Genomic DNA, 17,699 nt, shown 5'->3' on the forward strand with positions numbered 1-17,699 from the left:
TGCAGTGGCGTGAGTTCCCATTGGCAACAGGTTACAAATTAGTAGACATTTAACGCCATGAATCAGGAGAAATGCCCATGAGCAAAAAGATTGCAGTGATCCTTTCCGGCTGTGGCGTATACGACGGTGCAGAGATCCAGGAAAGCGTGATCACCCTGCTGCGCCTGGACCAGCGCGGTGCTCACGTTGAATGTTTTGCGCCGGATATTGCGCAATTGCATGTGATCAACCACCTCACCGGCGAAGAAATGCCCGAATCGCGTAATGTATTGGTGGAGTCAGCGCGCATCGCCCGAGGCGCGGTCAAGGATATCCGTGAGGCCAACGCTGCTGACTTCGATGCGCTGATCGTGCCGGGCGGGTTCGGCGCGGCGAAGAACCTGTCGGATTTTGCCGTGCAAGGCGCCGGCTGCAGCGTCAACCCGCAAGTCCTGGAATTGGCCGAAGCCTTTGCCGAAGCCGGCAAACCTGTGGGGCTGATCTGCATTTCCCCTGCCCTGGCCGCGAAAATCTACGGCCCCGGCGTGACCTGCACCATCGGCAACGATGCCGACACCGCAGCCGCCCTGGACAAAATGGGCGCCACCCATCAGGAATGCACAGTGGAAGATATTGTCGAGGACACCGCGCGCAAGTTGGTGAGTACGCCGGCCTATATGCTGGGCAAGAACATCAGTGAAGTCGCGTCGGGCATCAACAAGCTGGTAGACCGGGTGCTGGAACTGACCCACGAAAACGACTGACGCCCTCTTCCTGTAGGAGCGAGCTTGCTCGCGAAGAATCTAAGAGCGCCGCGTCCATCCAGAATGCCCGCGTTATCGTTGACGTTCTTCGCGAGCGAGCTCGCTCCTACAAAGGCTTCATTAAACGGGTAAGCAGGCGGTCAAGCGCATTGGCAAACGCTTGCTTGTCTTTTTCACCATGGGGCGGCGGCCCGCCGCCCATCTGGCCTTGCTCACGCAGATCGGTGAACAGGTTACGCACCGCCAGGCGCTCGCTCATGTTCGCCGGGCTGAACTCCTTGCCCCGTGGGTCAAGGGCCGTGACGCCCTTTTTCACCAGCCGGTCAGCCAACGGCACGTCGCTGCAGATCACCAGTTCGCCAGGCACAGCGTGTTCAACGAGATAATCATCGGCCGCGTCAGGGCCGCTGGGCACCACGATCAACTTCACGCAGGAAAAGCCAGGTTTGATCTGACTCTGCCCCGCCACCAGCACCACCTCGAATTGACGCTTGAGGGCGAATTTCACCACCTGATCCTTGGCCGCCCGTGGGCAAGCGTCCGCGTCGATCCAGACCCGCATGCCTACGCCGCCGCCCTTTGCTTCTCGGCCAGGCGACTGCGGCCATACAGCACCACGATCGCCAGTATCGCCACGGCCTGCGCACTCAACGAATACGCATCGGCGTGAATGCCCAGCCAGTCAAAGTCAAAAAACGCCACCGGCCGAGTACCGAAGATGCCTGCCTCTTGCAGCGCCTTGACGCCATGCCCGGCGAATACCACCGACAGTGCGCACAACAGCGCGGCGTTGATGCCAAAGAACAGTGCCAGCGGCAGCTTCGCCGAACCGCGCAGAATCACCCAGGCCAGGCCCACCAGCAGCACCAGGGCGGTGGCGCCACCCGCCAGCACCGCTTCGTGCCCGGCCGGGCCGGCTTGCAGCCACAGGGTTTCGTAGAACAGGATCACTTCGAACAGTTCGCGGTACACCGAGAAGAATGCCAGCAGCGCAAAGCCAAAGCGCCCACCGCCGCCCACCAGGCTGCTCTTGATGTAGTCCTGCCAGGCCGCCGCGTGGCGCCGGTCGTGCATCCAGACGCCCAGCCACAGCACCATCACGCTGGCAAACAGCGCCGTGCAGCCTTCCAGCAATTCACGCTGGGCGCCGCTGACATCAATCACGTACGCCGCCAGCGCCCAGGTGGCCAAGCCGGCCAACAGCGCCAGGCCCCAGCCGACGTTGACGCTGCGCACCGCCGATTGCTGGCCGGTGTTACGCAGGAAAGCCAGGATCGCGGCAAGCACCAGGATCGCTTCCAGGCCTTCGCGCAGCAGGATCAGCAAACCGGAGATGTAACTCAACGACCAACTCAGGCCGTCGCCGCCGAGCAAGCCGGCAGACTCGCCAAGCTTGCCCTTGGCCACGTCCAGGCGCTGTTGCACCTGCTCGATCGGCAGGCCGTCCTGCAATGACTGCCGATAGGCCATCAGCGCCTTCTCGGTGTCCTTGCGCACATTGGCGTCGACGTTATCCAAGGAGCTTTCCACCAGCTCGAAGCCTTCCAGATAAGCGGCTACCGACAGGTCATAGGCTTGTTCGTGGTCGCCGTTACGGAACGCGGCCAGGCTTTTGTCCAGGGTGGCGGACGTGTAATCGAGCAACTGCGCCGGGCCGCGCTTGACCTGCGGCGGTTGTGCACGCTGGGCGCGGAAGGTCGCCGCCGCCGCAGGGCCGTCTGCCGCCAGCACTTCGTTGGGCGTCTGGCGCGCCAAGTCGGCGAGGTTGAAGGGCTGTTCGCTCTTGGCCGCAGCCGGGTCCGCTGTGAAACCTGCGATGTACGTGGCGAGGTCCCAACGCTGACGGTCATCCAACTGATCGGAAAAGGATGGCATGTCGGTGCCTTCGACACCCAGGCCCAGGGTGTTGTAGATCGCATACAGGCTCAGGCGATCCAGTCGCGTGGCATCGCGCAGGTTAGCCGGCGGCGGTGTCATGCCCATGGCGGCCGGGCCATCGCCGGCGCCAGCAGTACCGTGGCACACCGAACAGTGCTGTGCGTAGAGCGGCGCACCGCGCGTGGGATCTGGAGTGATCGCCGGCGCCTGGCTGACTTCATACGCCACTGCCAGTTTGGCGCCCAACTGACGCGCCTGGCGGGCGACAGTTGCGCCGTCTGCATGGGCAGTGACGGCCGCCAGCAACTCATCGACGCCCTTTATCAACTCGGCGCGTTCGGGTTTTTCCGGCAGTTGCGCGACCAGACCCTGCAGCACGCCCAGGAACTCCACCTGCTCGCGGTATTCCGAGTCGTCCACCACCTTGCCCGCCTCTACCGTCGGCGGGTAGTCGGCGCCGATGTAATCGAGCAAATGCAGAGCCTGTGGTGCGCCTTCGGCGGTCGCGGCCCATAGATTGAAGCTGCACGACATCAACACCGGCAGCATCAGCCAGGCGAGAAAGCGGAAAGGGGCAGTCATGAATGAATCTCAGGTGGAAATACGAAGTAACACTATTGTTGAGCTTTAACCGATTTGACTCAAGGTGTTATTTCGTCACGCCCCTCCCACATTTTGATCCAGTTTCTTCAGTCAGGCCGTCGCGCGATGCAGGCTGGCGAGAAAACCGGCGGCACCGACGAACAGCCCGGCGAACGTACGGTTTACACGCTTCTGCTGTCTGGGCGAGCGCAGCAGGCGCAGGACTTTCGAGGCCAGACCCGTGTAACCGGCCATCACGATCATGTCGACGCTGATCATCGTCGCACCGATGATCAGGTACTGAATCGCCAACGGCGCCTGTGGATTCACGAACTGCGGCAACACCGCGAGCATGAACACCAGCGCCTTGGGGTTGCTGGCGTTGACCAGGAACCCGCGGAACATCATCGCCAGCGGCTTGCCGATCGGACGTATCGCCGCGTCATCGGTCATGTCCAGCGGCAAGGCGCGCCATTGCTTGATGGCCAGGTACACCAGGTACGCCACCCCGAACCATTTGATCGCATAGAACGCGGTCGATGACGTCGCCAGAATCGCCCCCAGGCCGCCCGCCACCACGGCAATCTGCATCGCCAGGCCCAGTTGCAGGCCAATGGCGTTCCAGTAGCCGCGTACAAAACCGTACTGCAGACCGCTGGACATCGAGGCGATGGCGCCTGCGCCGGGGGAAAGGGAAATGATCCAGCTGGCCACGAGAAAAGCCAGCCACGTGTCGAGTGCCATAGCACACCTCGAAAGGGAGTTTGTGGTTGTGCCTTAAGCTAACTCCGGCGACCAAAGGCTGGCTATAAATTTTTACAAGATATGATTCTAGCGGTCGCCAGGGAACACGTGCGTACCAGGCCAGCGCCGTACCGAACGCTGGAAGAACAAGCTGTTGGGCACTTGCACCATCGCACTGTCGGTGCCGGCCTCCTGCACCTCGATCAGCGTGGTATAGAGCAGATTGATCGCCACCACGCGCCCCTTCACGCCGGGCTTGTCGACGGTGTCCACCAGTTCGACGATATCGCCGAGGCGAAACGGACCCACGGTGAAGATCAAAATGGCGCACAGCAAATTGGACAGCACGGACCACATGGCGAAGAAAGCCACTGCCGCCACGGCCACAAAGCCTGACAGCGCAGTCCACAGCACCGTGGCAGATACACCCAGGCGGCCCAACACGAAGATCAGCGCGCTGCCCATGATCAGCCAGCGCAGGCCTCCACGCAGCGGCATCAGCAACTGCGGCGGGAACGGATAGCGCTCACCCAGGCGGGTCAGGCCTTTGGCGACAAAACGCTGGGCAAGGTAGCCGGCCAGCAGGATCAGCAGGATTTGCACGCCGATCCACACAGGTTCGATCCATTGCGCCGGCAAGGGCAGCTGCAACGCGTCCATCAGGACAGCGCCTCGAGCTGCGCTTGCAGGGTTTCAAGCAGTTCGAGGGCTTCCATCCAGGACTCCTCCAATTGCCCCTCGCGCACCTTGAGCCTGGCCTGTTCGGCCAGCAAGTCACGCAATTCATCCTTGCGCGCGGCCTCATACACGGCGCTGTCGCCCAGGCTGGTTTCGATCCTGGCCAGGCGCTCATGCACCTTGCCCAGCTCGGCCTCCAGCTTGTCGGCTTCGCGCTTGTGCGGGGCCAACTGCTGACGCAGTGCGGCGGCGGCCTGGCGCTGGGCTTTCTTGTCGGTCTTGTCCGGGTTGACCGGGGTATTGCTCACCGGCGCATTGCGCAGACGATAGTCAGTCAGCCAGCGCGCATAGTCGTCCAGGTCGCCATCAAACTCTTCGACCTTGCCATCGGCCACCAGCAGGAAATTATCGGTGGTGCTCTTGAGCAGATGGCGGTCGTGAGACACCACCAATACTGCACCGCTGAACTCCTGCAGGGCCATGGTCAGCGCCAGGCGCATTTCCAGGTCCAGGTGGTTGGTCGGTTCGTCGAGCAGCAACAGGTTCGGGCGGTCCCATGCAATCAGGGCCAGGGCCAGTCGGGCTTTTTCACCACCGGAGAAGTTCAGCACCGGCTCGTCGATGCGCGCACCACGGAAGTCGAAGCCTCCGAGGAAGTCGCGCAGGGTTTGCTCGCGTTCGCTCGGCGCCAGGCGCTGCAGGTGCAACAACGGGCTGGCCTTGGCATCGAGCGAGTCCAGTTGATGCTGGGCAAAGTAACCCACCACCGTGTTCTCGCCACGGGTCAGGTGCCCGGCCAAAGGCTCAAGCTCGCCCGACAGGTTCTTGATCAGCGTCGACTTGCCCGCGCCGTTAGGCCCCAGCAAACCGATCCGCGCGCCGGGTATGAGCTGCAGCTTGACCTTCTCCAGGACGGTCTTGTCGCCATAACCCAGGCGCGCATCCGACAGGTCGAGCAGGGGGCTGGAGATTTTCACCGACTCACGGAACACGAAGTCGAACGGCGAATCGACGTGGGCCGCCGACAGCTCTTCCATGCGCTCAAGGGCCTTGATCCGGCTCTGGGCCTGGCGGGCCTTGGTGGCCTGGGCCTTGAACCGGGCGATGTAGCTTTCCATGTGCGCGCGCTGCGCCTGTTGCTTCTCGAACGCTTGCTGCTGTTGGGCCAGACGCTCGGCACGGGCGCGCTCGAAGGCGGTATAGCCGCCACGGTAGAGCGTGATTTTCTTCTGTTCGACATGGGCGATATTGTCGACCACGGCGTCAAGGAAATCCCGGTCGTGGGAAATCAGCAACAAGGTGCCCTGATAGTTCTTGAGGAAGTCTTCCAGCCACAGGATCGCATCGAGGTCCAAGTGGTTGGTCGGTTCGTCGAGCAGCAACAGGTCCGAGGGACACATCAGCGCCTGAGCCAGGTTCAGGCGCATGCGCCAGCCGCCGGAGAAGTCGGCGACCGGGCGATCCATCTGTTCGTTGGTAAAACCCAGGCCGGCCAGCATCTTGCGGGCGCGGGCGTCGGCGGTGTAGCCGTCGGCGCTGTCGAGTTCCGAGTGCAGGCGCGCCTGGGCGGCGCCGTCCTGGGCTGTTTCCGCCGCGGCGAGGTCGCGCTGTACCTGGCGCAGACGCAGGTCGCCATCGAGCACGTAGTCGATCGCGATGCGGTCCAGGGTGTCGATCTCCTGGCGCATATGGGCGATACGCCAGTCGGCCGGCAGCAGGCAGTCCCCGGAATCCGGGGTCAGCTCACCCAGCAACAGGGCAAACAACGTGGATTTTCCGGCGCCGTTGGCACCGATCAGGCCGGCTTTGTGACCGGCGTGCAGGGTCAGCTCGGCATCTTCAAGAAGACGTTGCGAGCCACGCTGTAATGTTAGGCTTTGAAGTCGGATCATAATGGCGGCGGAGTCTACCAGCTTCGTTGACCGCTGGCTTGGGTGTGAATATGTGCGCTGACCTGTGGAGCTTTGCCCTCTCGACTTATGCCCGCCCCGGTGTGGAGGCCGCTTGCCTGCGGTTGCAGGAACAGGGAGCGGATGTGTGCCTGCTGCTGTGTGGTGCGTGGCTGGAACAACGGGGTGTGGCGCGGCTGCCCGAGCGCGTCGTGGCACTGCAACAGCTTGCGCGGCCGTGGCGGATGCACGTCGTCGAACCCTTGCGAGCGGTACGTGTGCAATGGCGGGGAATGGCACAGCAGGATGCGCAGCTGGCTGAATTGCGAGAGCAGGTCAAGGCTTTGGAGCTGGAGGCCGAGCGAGCCTTGCTGATGCGCCTGGAAGCACTGGCGCAGACATGGTCGAGCAACGAGGTGACAGGTCGACAGGAATGGCTTGAAGGTCTGGCGACCGAGGCCGCCAACCTTGACCACAACGCGCTGCAGCAGCTGCGCGTCATGGTCACCCGCGCTTAGGAAGCGCTGGTTGGGGTGACGCTTGGCGCTGCCGGTGCAGCAGCGCTGCCGACGGATGCGGTTGGAGCGGAGGACGCTGCCGGGGTAGCGGCAGTTGCTGCGGGAGTTGCTGGCTTTGCAGGTGCTGGCTTTGCCGCAGCAGGCTTGGCAGCGGGTTTTGCGGCCGGTTTTGCAGCTGGCTTGGCGGCTGGTTTGGCAGCAGTGGTTTTAGCGGCTGGCTTGGCGGCCGGTTTTGCAGCAGCGGTTTTGGCAGCTGGCTTGGCGGCTGGTTTGGCAGCAGCGGTTTTGGCAGCTGGCTTGGCGGCTGGTTTTGCAGCAGCGGTTTTAGCGGCTGGCTTGGCGGCTGGCTTGGCGGCTGGTTTGGCAGCAGCAGTTTTAGCGGCTGGCTTAGCGGCTGGTTTGGCAGCAGCAGATTTAGCAGCTGGCTTAGCGGCCGGTTTTGCAGCAGCGGTTTTAGCGGCTGGCTTGGCGGCTGGTTTGGCAGCAGCGGTTTTAGCGGCTGGCTTGGCGGCTGGTTTGGCAGCAGCGGTTTTAGCGACTGGCTTGGCGGCTGGTTTGGCAGCAGCGGTTTTGGCAGCTGGCTTGGCGGCTGGTTTGGCAGCAGCGGTTTTGGCAGCAGGCTTGGCGGCTGGTTTTGCAGCAGCGGTTTTAGCAGCTGGCTTGGCGGCCGTTTTAGCCGGTGCCTTCGCTGCAACAGCCTTGCTCGCCGGCTTCTTGGCCGCGCTGGCTGCGACAGCTTTAGCCGGAGTACGAGTACCCAGCGCCTTGGTGACAGCTTCCTTCACACGACCAACGCCCTGAGCCAGTTTCAGGCTTTCCTGAGCGTCTTTTTTGAGTTGGGAAATGTAGCTGCGGGTTTCGGCTTGGCGATCCTTGAGGGCGTCCAGCAGGTCCTCAAGTTCTTTAACAGCGTCTTTGGCCTTGGCTTGTGCCTTGGCCTTGCCGGCAGTGGCGGCGTCTTGCAGTTTGGTGCGGGATTTGTGCAGCTTTTCTTGCGCTTTGCCGCGTTGTTTTTCCAGTTTGGCGAGCAGTTTTTCTGCATCGGCCAAGGCTTGGGAACAAGCGCTTTCCAGATGTTCGAGCAGGCTGCCCGACAATTGTTGGAGTAAGTGCAACGGGGTATTTACAGGCTTCTGTTTGGCCGACATGGTTTACCTCCTGGCTGACGTGGGTGCGGCTCATACTAGCCCTCTGCTCTTACCGCCGCTAGGGCATGTTGACAGTATCGTTTGCGTTGCGTTGCAACGTACGAAAATTCTTATCGATATAACAGAAAAGCGCACCACTGCTCAGCCATTTACGCTGGCATAATCCGTCGCACTTCAGGCGGGAGGACACCCATGTCGCGTTACCTTTTCGTAGTGCTTGCCCTGGCGATTTCCAGCGCCCATGCGGAAGAGCAATCGCCGCCAAAAACCGCTGTCCAAGATCAGCATGACCTCGCCTACAGCCTGGGCGCCAGTCTCGGAGAACGCTTGCGCCAGGAGGTCCCCGACTTGCAGATCCAGGCCCTGATCGATGGACTCAAACAAGCCTACCAGGGCAAACCATTGGCACTGGACAACGCGCGCATCGAACAGATTCTTGCACAGCACGAAGCACAGAACGCCACAGACAACCCAGCGCCGCAGAGCGAAAAAGCACTCGCCGCCGAACAGCAATTTTTGTCGAAGGAAAAAGCTGCAAAGGGTGTGCGTGAGTTGGCGGATGGCATCCTGCTCACCGAGTTGACGCCGGGCACCGGCACCAAGCCGTTGGCAACTGATGAGGTGCAGGTGAAATATGTGGGTCGGCTGCCCGATGGAAGCGTGTTTGACCAGAGCGCACAGCCCCAGTGGTTTCGCTTGGACAGCGTGATCAGTGGCTGGCGCAGTGCGTTGCAGCAGATGCCCACAGGCGCGAAATGGCGCCTGGTCATACCCTCGTCCCAAGCCTACGGCGCGGACGGCGCAGGCGAATTGATTGCGCCCTACACACCCCTTGTCTTCGACATCGAGTTACTCGGGACCCGCCACTGACGCATAAAAAAACGGTGCGTCAAGCGCACCGTTTTTTATCGCATTGCCCCGATCAGACCTGAGCAGGCTCTTCTTTGTGGGCGTTGTGCAGCACTTCGATCAGGCAATCTTCAAGCTCGAAACGCTCATGCAACAGACCACCCAGCTCTTTGAATTTTTCCGCGACACACTCGCCTTCATCGCACAGATCGTTAAAAGCCAGCAGCTTTTCGGTAATCACATCAATGCGCGGGTAAAGGGTCTCAGCGAACTCAAGACCGCGCTTGTCCTCGAAGGCTTCCGCTTCCTTGGTGAGTTGCGTGTAGATACTCAGGTGACCGGCAGAAACGTAATCCACCAGTACAACACAGAAGTCCTGCAACGGCTCACGCTTCTCGGCCAGCGCTCCAGGCTCGGCCCCCAACTCATCAAAAGCCAGAACCAATTTGCGACGCGCATCCAACCACTTATCGATCAGTGTGTGCACGCCACCCCAGCGTTCGCGAGCATTCTTGCAACGTTCCAACATGATGATCTCTCTTCCCTATAGGGGACGCTGCTGCACCGTGCCCGCGCAATGCTTCAGGGTTGAAGCGGCAATCGGACGAGGTCGCGTCTGACAAGCGGTTTCGATAACGCGTGCGGGCCAGATTATGCCCGCATCACTATGGCTTCAAGGTACGCAGGAGAGAAAGTTCATACAAGCGTTTAATCCCGTCCTACCACATGAACAGAATTTTCCTCGCTTTGTGATACGTGACGCCGGCCAGGCAACAACCGGGAAAGCAGTGTGCTCCACAGAATCAGCATCGCCAGGAAAAACAGCAGGCTCCACTCCGGAACGCTGAGGCCAAATAGCGTCCAATTGATTTCGACGCAGTCGACCGAACCCTTGAAGACTGACTGGACAGCCCGCCAGAACGACAGGTGCTCAATCATGTAGTCCAGGCTTGGCCAGCAGTTGGGCATCTGATCCGACGGAGTGTTCTGCAGCAGCACTTGGCGCCCGGCGGTGACGGCGCCGAATAATGCACACCCGATACTCGCCAGCCCATACAGGCACACGCCTGTGCGGCCAGGATTATGCAGGGCGGCGATCAGGTTGATCAGTACAAAGACGGCGAGAAACAACCGTTGTACCTGGCACAAAAAGCAGGGCTGTAACAGCGCACCATATTCCAGATAGAAAGACACGCCCAACGTCAGCGCACCGGCCATGAACGCCAGGACAAACAAGGAGCGTAAAGGGGCCAAAGACATTGTTTATCCGCACCGCAAGAGATAGGTCGCTACGGTAGAGGAAAGGCCCGATCCCTTTCAATACGCCTTGGAGCGGACAATTCCGCGAAGAGACAAGGAGATTCCGTCAACACACGGAGGAAATCGCCCTACAACACGTAAGAATTGATTACAGGCCTACTTAAGCTCAGTAATTACAAAGGGTTAAAGGGTTGGCTGACAGATAGATCTGAGCCAACCCGTGAACACTTTCCTACTTCAAGCTTGCGCCGGTGCTGGCAAGGGTGAGGCCAGTAGACGATTATCGAGTAACCCCAAGCCTTCCTGGAACAGCCGGTTGCTGCGCTCGGTATCACCCAATTGGGCGAGCAAACGGGCCAATTCGGCACAGGCTTCGGGATTGCGCTGCACCTGCAGGCTGCTTTCCAGATAATCCCGGGCCTTTCCCCACAGGCTGTTCTGCAGGCAGAGACGACCCAGCGTCAGCAACAGGCTGGCATCGCCAGGATGATCCTTCAGCCAGCCTTCGGCAAACTTCAACTGACGGGCCGGGTCGCTGCCGCGCAGCAGGCCATAGAGCCGAATAAGATGGCTGTCATAACTGCGCTTGATCGCACCGCGCAGCACTTCCTCGGCCCTGGCATCGGCGCCCAGTCGACGCAGTTGATCGGCATAAGCCAACACCAGTTGTGGCTCCTGGCGCTGGGCTGAAGTCAATTGCTCCCATGCGCGGTCAAGGGACTGCAAGCCGGCTTCGCCATGCTCCTCACGCTGGGCCGCCAGGCCAAGGTTTTCTCCCCAGGCCCGACGCTCCAATTCAGCCAGCTCGCTGGCCGGCAACACCTTGTCTTTACGCAGTTCGGGCAACAGGCGAATCACCGACGACCAATCGCCACGCTGCTGGTGCAATCGCTGCAACTGTCGCAGGACCTGGGCGTTGTGGGGATGGCGCTCGTGCATGGCCTGCAGGGTGGTCAGGGCACCTTCCGTATCGCCACGGTCCATCTGGAGTTGCGCATGGCTCAAGGCAACGGCCAGCTCCGCCTGGGGCTGGCGAGCCAGGGCGCGCTCGAGCAAAGCATCCGATGCCTCGTAACGGCCCAGCTCGTTGGCCGCACGTGCCGCGCCGAGGTAGTACAGCAATGGCTGGCGCTCCGCCTCGGCAGCACGGTGCAGGTGGCGTTCGGCACTGGCCCAGCGGCCTTCGGCAAGGTCCATCTGGCCTTGCTCGATTGCAACTTGCACACGGCGGCTGCGATTGCGCCGCGACCACGGGTTGACCACACCGCCGGAAACGCTGACCAGACCCAACAGCACTCGGATCAGGTAGATCGCCAGGCCTATGGCGAACACCGCCACCAATGTGGCCCACAGGCTCGACTCGTAATGCAGCAAATGGGGATAGGTAATCAGCACGTAGCCGGTGTGTTTGGAAATGCCCACGGCCAGCGCCAGGGCGATCGCAATTGCCAGCACCAGGATCACATAGAAACGCTTCATCGGTTCTACTCCTGGGTCGCAGGCTTGGCAGCCGAAGCCTTGGCTTCGTCGGCAGACAAATGGCGGCGCTCGAGGTACGCTTGCACGGCCGCCAGGCTCGCGGCCAGGTCAGGCGTCACCACCGAAACGGCCTTGGGCTCAAGCTCGGCGATACGCGCCAGCATCGCCTTGCTCTGCGGGTTGTCCTGGTTGAAGTTATCCTGCAACACGCTACGCGCTTCGCCCAGCGAACGGCTATACACCGCCGATTCGCCGTTGAGCGCTGCCCACTGTGCCTGCTCCAGCGCCAGGCTCAAGGCCAGGCGCACCTGATTCAACCCCTGGCCCGCCAGCAGCGGACGAATGTTGTCATCCGGGTTGAAGTCGATACGGAAATAACGGGAGATCTGTTCCCACCATTGGCTCAACTGGTTACCCGTATCACTGCTGGGACGGCTCTGGGAACCGGACTCGGTGAGTTGATACTCCGGAGCGACAGCCGCCAATTGCACCACCTGGTCGCGCAACGCCGCCAACTGCAGGTACAAGCCGGTGCGGTCCGGTTGTTCGGTGCTGCGCAACGCCGCCAGGCTCTTGGCCAGTTGCTCACGGGCGGCGAACGCGCCTGGGTCGCTCTGCTCACGAAGAATTTCGTCGGCGCCCTGGACCAGCGACTGAGCGCTGTTGATGTCCTGCAAAGCCGACAGACGCAAGCTGGCCAGACGAATCAGATGCTCGGCCTCAGCCAGGCGCCAATCCTTGCGGCTGGCGCCCAGTACGGTTTCCAGACGCTGATTCAGGCGCTGCTGATCACCCTGCAACTGGGCAACCAGGCGTCGACGCTCTTCCAGCTCATCCGCGCCGGGCAACTGCGCCAGGCGGGCCGCCAATTGTTGCTGGCTCTGCTTGAGGCTCTGGGATTGGCCATCGAGGGTCTGCACCTGACCCAGTTGCTGCTGGGTGCTGGCTTGCAGGGCACGGACCTGCCAGATCCCCCAGCCGCCGGCGGCAACACCGGCAGCGCCAAGCAGCAACGCGACGACCGCCAGGCCATTGCCACGGCGTGGCGCGGTGACCGGTGTCCCGACCGGCGCATCGAGCGCGGGCTGAGCTTCATCTTTAGGCAAGGCTGTTTCGCTCACGTATCCGTCCTTTGCGTATCAGAGAGTGGGAACGGGATTGCTCCCTAACGCCACTAACAAAGCCGAGGCACTCGCGCCTCGACAATCCACAACTTTTTCTGCGCCAGCGGCCCGCGCCATCTCGTAGACGCGCGGACTGGGCACAAACAACGGCAGCTTCGCCACCTCAGGCCAATCGGAGCCGGCCACGGCCTGCAAGTGTAGAAAACCCTGCCCACTGCTGACCACCAGGCCGTTCAAGCGTTCCAACTGGATGCGTTGCATCAGTGCGCCCGCGTCGTAGGCCGGAAGGAAACGGCGGTACAACTCCAGGTAGTCGACACTAACACCTCGCTCGCGCAAACGCTCTGCGAGCAACTCCCGGCCGCCCTCGCCGCGCAGGATCAATACCCTGGCACCGAGGCATGCGATAGCCTCGCGCAAGGCCGGCAATTGAAGCAAGGCTTCGCTGTCGTCACCCGTTGGCGGATAGTGGACGTCCAAACCCTGATCGGCCAGTACCTGTGCCGTGGCCGCCCCCACACTGAACCACGGCAGTCGCGGCCAGGGCGCGGTCAATTGTTGCAAGGCAAGACGCGCCGCCGGCTTGCTCACCACGATCACTGCGCAATAGCGCTGCAGCGCCCCAAGGACCGCCTGTTGTTCCGGCGTGACCGGTAAAGCTTCGATCTCCAGCAACGGCAGTTCGCTGCTGAATATTCCCGCATCGGACAATGTCGCCGCCAGGGCTGTCGATTCTTCGGCAGGCCGTGTCAGCAGCACTCGCCACTGGGTCACTGCGGGCCGGCCTCGCCGTAGATTTTTTGCAGAATGGCGCCAGCGCCCTTGTCCAACAGTTCCTCGGCGACCTGGATGCCCAGGGCAGTGGCGTCGCGTTGTGGACCGCGCACCTCGGCGGTCAGCAACGTTCCGCCCTCCGGGTCGCCTACCAGGCCACGCAACCACAGGTTTTCACCTTCGAGCACGGCATAGCAGGCGATCGGTACCTGGCAGCCACCGTTGAGGTGTTTGTTCAGGGCACGCTCGGCCGTGACGCGAACTTCGGTGTCCGCGTGGTCAAGCGGCTTGAGCAGTGCGTGAATTTCGCTGTCGGCGGTACGGCATTCAATGCCGACCGCGCCCTGCCCGCCGGCCGGCAGGCTGTCTTCGACGCTGATTGCGCGGGTGATGCGGTCTTCGAAGCCCAGGCGGATCAGGCCGGCGGCGGCGAGGATGATCGCGTCATACTCGCCCGCGTCCAGCTTGGCCAGGCGCGTGTTGACGTTGCCACGCAGGAAGCGGACCTGCAGGTCGGGTCGACGGGTCAGCAATTGGGCCTGGCGACGCAGGCTCGAGGTGCCCACGATACTGCCCAGGGGCAATTCATCCAGGGATGCGTAAGTGTTGGAAACAAAGGCGTCGCGCGGGTCTTCCCGCTCACAGATGCAAAAAAGGCCCAACCCTTCAGGGAAGTCCATGGGCACGTCTTTCATCGAATGCACAGCGATGTCTGCTTCATTTTCCAGCAGCGCGGTTTCCAGCTCCTTGACGAACAGACCCTTGCCGCCAATTTTCGACAGCGGCGAGTCCAGCAGCTTGTCGCCGCGACTGACCATGGGCACCAGGGTCACCCTGAGGCCAGGATGAGCCTGTTCAAGACGTGCTTTGACGTACTCGGCCTGCCATAAGGCCAGGGCGCTTTTACGGGTGGCGATGCGGATTTCGCGAGAAGACATGGATCAATCCGTACTGAATAGATACGGCAGATAATAACAGCTCAGGCAAATACGCTTTGATTTGAATCAGCAAGTGCGGGGCCTCCCTGGCCGCATCACACCGGGATAGGAACTGCAGAGCTCGCCACCGCCCCTGGCTAGAGCTGCTGCATCATCTTGCGCACGCCGGCGACATGGCGCCGACTGACGATCAGGGCATCGCCGTTGAGCCCCTTCAGAAAGAGCTGGAAGTGGCCAAGAGGCGTGCGCTGCAAGCGCTCGATCCGCTCGCGAGCCACCAGCGCATTGCGATGGATGCGCACAAAGCGGTCGCCGAACTCATCCTCCAGAGCCTTGAGCGGCTCATCGAGCAACACTTCGCCCGCTTCGTGACGCAAGGTCACGTATTTATGGTCGGCGATAAAATAGACCACCTGAGCGAGGGGAATCAGCTCGATGCCCTTGCGGGTGCGTGCGCTGATATGGCTGCGGGGGCCATTGCCACTCTGGGCAGCCGGTTGGGTCAGGGCTGCGAGCTGGGCGCGGCTGGGACGCTCGGCCTTCTTCAACGCCTTGAGCAATGCGTCGCCGGCCACCGGCTTGACGAGAAAACTCACACCGCTTTCTTCGAGCGTCTGTGCAGAAAACTCTTCCTGTGCCGCGCACAGCACCAAGGCCGGTGGCGATTCGCGCTCGCTCAGGCGGGCGGCGACTTGCAGGCCATCGAGGAGCGGCATGCGGATATCGAGCAACACCACATCCGGCTTGAGGCTGTCGATCAGCGTCAACGCCTCTTCGCCGCTGGTGGCGCTCGGTTCAAGGACTGTATAACCCTCGATTTCACTGACCAGACGGCTCAGTCGCTCGCGGGCTTGGGGTTCGTCATCAACGATCAGGACATTCATATTGCGCTGGATTCCTGCGTGAGTCTCGCACAAGGATAGCGTAGACAGGTGCGGTGACTTACGTCACAGCGATCCACGCTAAGACTGGCGCAAGCGGCAAAAAGTGCCCTTGGAGTGGCACCCAAATTTACCCGGACCTGTTCAATAGCGCCCAAGACCCGCCAACTTCGCGCATTGTCATAGGGTTTGCTGATACACAATCCGAATACCCCCGTATTTAATGGATAGTCTGGGCTCTGACCGCATCACCCGACTTTGGTGCATTCACACACTCTCAGTCCAACTGTAGACGCTCGCTGGAACGATATTGCTCAATCGTCAAATATCGTTTCAATAACGGCCTGCTCCCAGTCTCGTCCTGGATGCGATCGGCGGCAAGGCACTTAGCCATCCTTTGTACAAATAAAATTGCCGTCCACCCGCACCATCGCGTCCGCGAACAACCCTGTTATTATCGGCGGCACACCTTCACGCCTCTTTTAAGCAGATCACGAGCGAATTCATGAGCACCGACAAGACCAACCAGTCCTGGGGCGGCCGCTTCAGTGAACCCGTCGACGCCTTCGTCGCGCGCTTCACCGCCTCCGTCAACTTCGACCAGCGCCTCTACCGCCACGACATCATGGGCTCCATCGCCCACGCCACCATGCTGGCCAAGGTCGGCGTGCTGACCGATGCCGAGCGCGACAGCATCATCGAAGGCCTGACCACCATCCGGGGCGAGATCGAAGCCGGCACGTTCGACTGGCGCGTCGACCTGGAAGACGTGCACATGAACATCGAGGCACGCCTGACCGATCGCATCGGTGTGACCGGCAAGAAGTTGCACACCGGTCGCAGCCGTAACGACCAGGTGGCCACCGATATCCGCCTGTGGCTGCGCGATGAAATCGATCTGATCCTGGCTGAAATCACCCGCCTGCAGAAAGGTTTGCTGGAACAGGCCGAGCGCGAATCGGACACCATCATGCCCGGCTTCACGCACCTGCAGACCGCTCAGCCCGTGACCTTCGGCCACCACCTGCTGGCCTGGTTCGAAATGCTCAGCCGCGATTACGAGCGCCTGGTCGATTGCCGCAAGCGCGCCAACCGCATGCCACTGGGCAGCGCCGCGCTGGCCGGCACCACCTACCCGATCGACCGCGAGTACACCGCGCAGTTGCTGGGCTTCGATGCCGTGGGCGGTAACTCCCTGGACGGCGTGTCGGACCGCGACTTCGCCATCGAATTCTGCGCCGCCGCCAGCATTGCGATGATGCACCTGTCGCGCTTTTCCGAAGAGCTGGTGCTGTGGACCAGCGCGCAATTCCAGTTCATCGACCTGCCGGACCGTTTCTGCACCGGCAGCTCGATCATGCCGCAAAAGAAAAACCCCGACGTTCCCGAACTGGTACGTGGCAAGAGCGGCCGCGTATTCGGCGCGCTGATGGGCCTGCTGACCCTGATGAAAGGCCAGCCGCTGGCCTACAACAAGGACAACCAGGAAGACAAGGAACCGCTGTTCGACGCCGCCGACACGCTGCGCGATTCACTGCGTGCGTTTGCCGACATGATTCCGGCGATCAAGCCCAAGCATGCGATCATGCGCGAAGCGGCCTTGCGTGGTTTCTCCACCGCGACCGACCTGGCCGACTACTTGGTGCGTCGTGGCCTGCCCTTCCGCGACTGCCATGAAATCGTTGGCCATGCCGTGAAGTACGGCGTGGACACCGGCAAGGACCTGGCGGAAATGAGCCTGGAAGAACTGCGCCAGTTCAGCGACCAGATCGAGCAGGACGTGTTTGCCGTGCTGACCCTGGAAGGCTCGGTGAATGCCCGTAATCACATCGGTGGCACCGCGCCGGCGCAGGTGAAGGCCGCAGTCGTGCGTGGCCAGGCACTGCTCGCCAGTCGCTAAAAAATGTGGGGGGGCGGTGCGACGATTCGACTTGCCCGCCGATGGCGGTGGGTCAGTCACACATGTGCTGACTGACACTCCCTCATCGGGGCATAGGTATCTACACAATTTTGGTGCGACACCGCTCCTATGGCGAGGGAGCTAACGCGTATCTACCTGACGCTCCGAGGTCGAACTGTGGGAGGGGGCTTGCCCCCGATGGCGGCCTCTGGGCTGGCCGGGATGTTGGATTGGACCGAGTACATATCCGTTTCTGCGGTAACGGCTGCTTAGGGTTCCGCCCTGACGGCGGCTCACTTTTGAAAAGCGCAAAA

At 61.5% G+C, this 17,699-nt stretch carries 17 protein-coding genes; 4 read left to right on the top strand and 13 right to left on the bottom strand.

What is annotated here, in order from left to right:
• Positions 1–77: 77 nt before the first annotated feature.
• Positions 78–743 carry an isoprenoid biosynthesis glyoxalase ElbB gene (elbB, locus tag BFP93_RS16685; RefSeq protein ID WP_065893914.1) on the top strand — a complete coding sequence of 222 codons (666 nt, stop codon included), beginning with the start codon at positions 78–80 and terminating at the stop codon, positions 741–743.
• A gap of 106 nt (positions 744–849) precedes the next feature.
• Here elbB and BFP93_RS16690 read toward each other — a convergent pair whose 3' ends face one another.
• The 5 genes from BFP93_RS16690 to BFP93_RS16710 all read right to left on the bottom strand — a co-directional run bounded on the left by BFP93_RS16690 (position 850) and on the right by BFP93_RS16710 (position 6,517).
• The gene (locus BFP93_RS16690; protein WP_065886995.1) at positions 850–1,305 is read right to left on the bottom strand and encodes a YaiI/YqxD family protein; all 456 of its coding nucleotides are present in this window, start codon (positions 1,303–1,305) and stop codon (positions 850–852) included.
• 2 nt (positions 1,306–1,307) lie between these two features.
• Positions 1,308–3,203 carry a cytochrome c/FTR1 family iron permease gene (locus BFP93_RS16695; RefSeq protein ID WP_065893915.1) on the bottom strand — a complete coding sequence of 632 codons (1,896 nt, stop codon included), beginning with the start codon at positions 3,201–3,203 and terminating at the stop codon, positions 1,308–1,310.
• 111 nt (positions 3,204–3,314) lie between these two features.
• The gene (locus tag BFP93_RS16700) at positions 3,315–3,947 is read right to left on the bottom strand and encodes a LysE family transporter (RefSeq protein WP_065886993.1); all 633 of its coding nucleotides are present in this window, start codon (positions 3,945–3,947) and stop codon (positions 3,315–3,317) included.
• Positions 3,948–4,034: 87 nt separating this feature from the next.
• The gene (locus BFP93_RS16705) at positions 4,035–4,607 is read right to left on the bottom strand and encodes a mechanosensitive ion channel family protein (RefSeq protein ID WP_065886992.1); all 573 of its coding nucleotides are present in this window, start codon (positions 4,605–4,607) and stop codon (positions 4,035–4,037) included.
• Entirely contained in the window at positions 4,607–6,517 is a 1,911-nt protein-coding gene (locus tag BFP93_RS16710; protein WP_065893916.1) for an ATP-binding cassette domain-containing protein, read from the bottom strand. Before BFP93_RS16710 ends, BFP93_RS16705 begins: the two co-directional genes overlap by 1 nt.
• A 50-nt stretch (positions 6,518–6,567) precedes the next feature.
• Between BFP93_RS16710 and BFP93_RS16715 the strand changes: the two genes are divergently transcribed.
• Positions 6,568–7,032, top strand: a complete 465-nt coding sequence (locus BFP93_RS16715) for a TIGR02444 family protein (RefSeq protein ID WP_065893917.1) — start codon at positions 6,568–6,570, stop codon at positions 7,030–7,032.
• Here the strand turns inward: BFP93_RS16715 and BFP93_RS27575 are convergent.
• The gene (locus BFP93_RS27575; protein ID WP_083205679.1) at positions 7,029–8,180 is read right to left on the bottom strand and encodes an AlgP family protein; all 1,152 of its coding nucleotides are present in this window, start codon (positions 8,178–8,180) and stop codon (positions 7,029–7,031) included. The two genes, BFP93_RS16715 and BFP93_RS27575, sit on opposite strands and share 4 nt — an antisense overlap.
• Before the next feature lie 192 nt (positions 8,181–8,372).
• Between BFP93_RS27575 and BFP93_RS16730 the strand changes: the two genes are divergently transcribed.
• The gene (locus tag BFP93_RS16730) at positions 8,373–9,050 is read left to right on the top strand and encodes an FKBP-type peptidyl-prolyl cis-trans isomerase (protein ID WP_065893920.1); all 678 of its coding nucleotides are present in this window, start codon (positions 8,373–8,375) and stop codon (positions 9,048–9,050) included.
• 52 nt (positions 9,051–9,102) lie between these two features.
• On the opposite strand, the gene BFP93_RS16735 is transcribed toward BFP93_RS16730, so the two are convergent.
• From BFP93_RS16735 to BFP93_RS16765, 7 genes are all read right to left on the bottom strand, one after another.
• Positions 9,103–9,558 (bottom strand): Rsd/AlgQ family anti-sigma factor, encoded by a 456-nt coding sequence (locus BFP93_RS16735; RefSeq protein ID WP_065893921.1) that lies wholly within the window; start codon positions 9,556–9,558, stop codon positions 9,103–9,105.
• 179 nt (positions 9,559–9,737) lie between these two features.
• Positions 9,738–10,289: a disulfide bond formation protein B gene (locus BFP93_RS16740; RefSeq protein WP_065893922.1), complete on the bottom strand. Its 552-nt coding sequence runs from the start codon at positions 10,287–10,289 to the stop codon at positions 9,738–9,740.
• A 237-nt stretch (positions 10,290–10,526) separates the two neighbouring features.
• Complete coding sequence (locus BFP93_RS16745) at positions 10,527–11,768, bottom strand: heme biosynthesis protein HemY (RefSeq protein ID WP_065886984.1); 1,242 nt, start codon at positions 11,766–11,768, stop codon at positions 10,527–10,529.
• Positions 11,769–11,773: 5 nt separating this feature from the next.
• Positions 11,774–12,889, bottom strand: a complete 1,116-nt coding sequence (locus BFP93_RS29300) for a uroporphyrinogen-III C-methyltransferase (RefSeq protein WP_065893923.1) — start codon at positions 12,887–12,889, stop codon at positions 11,774–11,776.
• An 18-nt stretch (positions 12,890–12,907) separates the two neighbouring features.
• A complete protein-coding gene (locus BFP93_RS29305; protein WP_065893924.1) occupies positions 12,908–13,666 on the bottom strand; it encodes a uroporphyrinogen-III synthase in 759 nt (252 codons plus the stop codon).
• The gene (gene hemC, locus BFP93_RS16760) at positions 13,663–14,604 is read right to left on the bottom strand and encodes a hydroxymethylbilane synthase (RefSeq protein WP_065893925.1); all 942 of its coding nucleotides are present in this window, start codon (positions 14,602–14,604) and stop codon (positions 13,663–13,665) included. Before hemC ends, BFP93_RS29305 begins: the two co-directional genes overlap by 4 nt.
• Before the next feature lie 137 nt (positions 14,605–14,741).
• Positions 14,742–15,488, bottom strand: coding sequence for a LytR/AlgR family response regulator transcription factor (locus tag BFP93_RS16765; protein WP_065893926.1), 747 nt, complete (start codon positions 15,486–15,488; stop codon positions 14,742–14,744).
• A gap of 502 nt (positions 15,489–15,990) precedes the next feature.
• Between BFP93_RS16765 and argH the strand changes: the two genes are divergently transcribed.
• On the top strand, positions 15,991–17,385 hold the full coding sequence (argH, locus tag BFP93_RS16770) for an argininosuccinate lyase (RefSeq protein WP_065886979.1): 1,395 nt from the start codon (positions 15,991–15,993) through the stop codon (positions 17,383–17,385).
• The last annotated feature ends 314 nt before the right edge of the window (positions 17,386–17,699 follow it).

This window comes from Pseudomonas sp. 44 R 15, from assembly GCF_900004965.1.
Classification (GTDB): Bacteria; Pseudomonadota; Gammaproteobacteria; order Pseudomonadales; family Pseudomonadaceae; genus Aquipseudomonas; species Aquipseudomonas orientalis_A.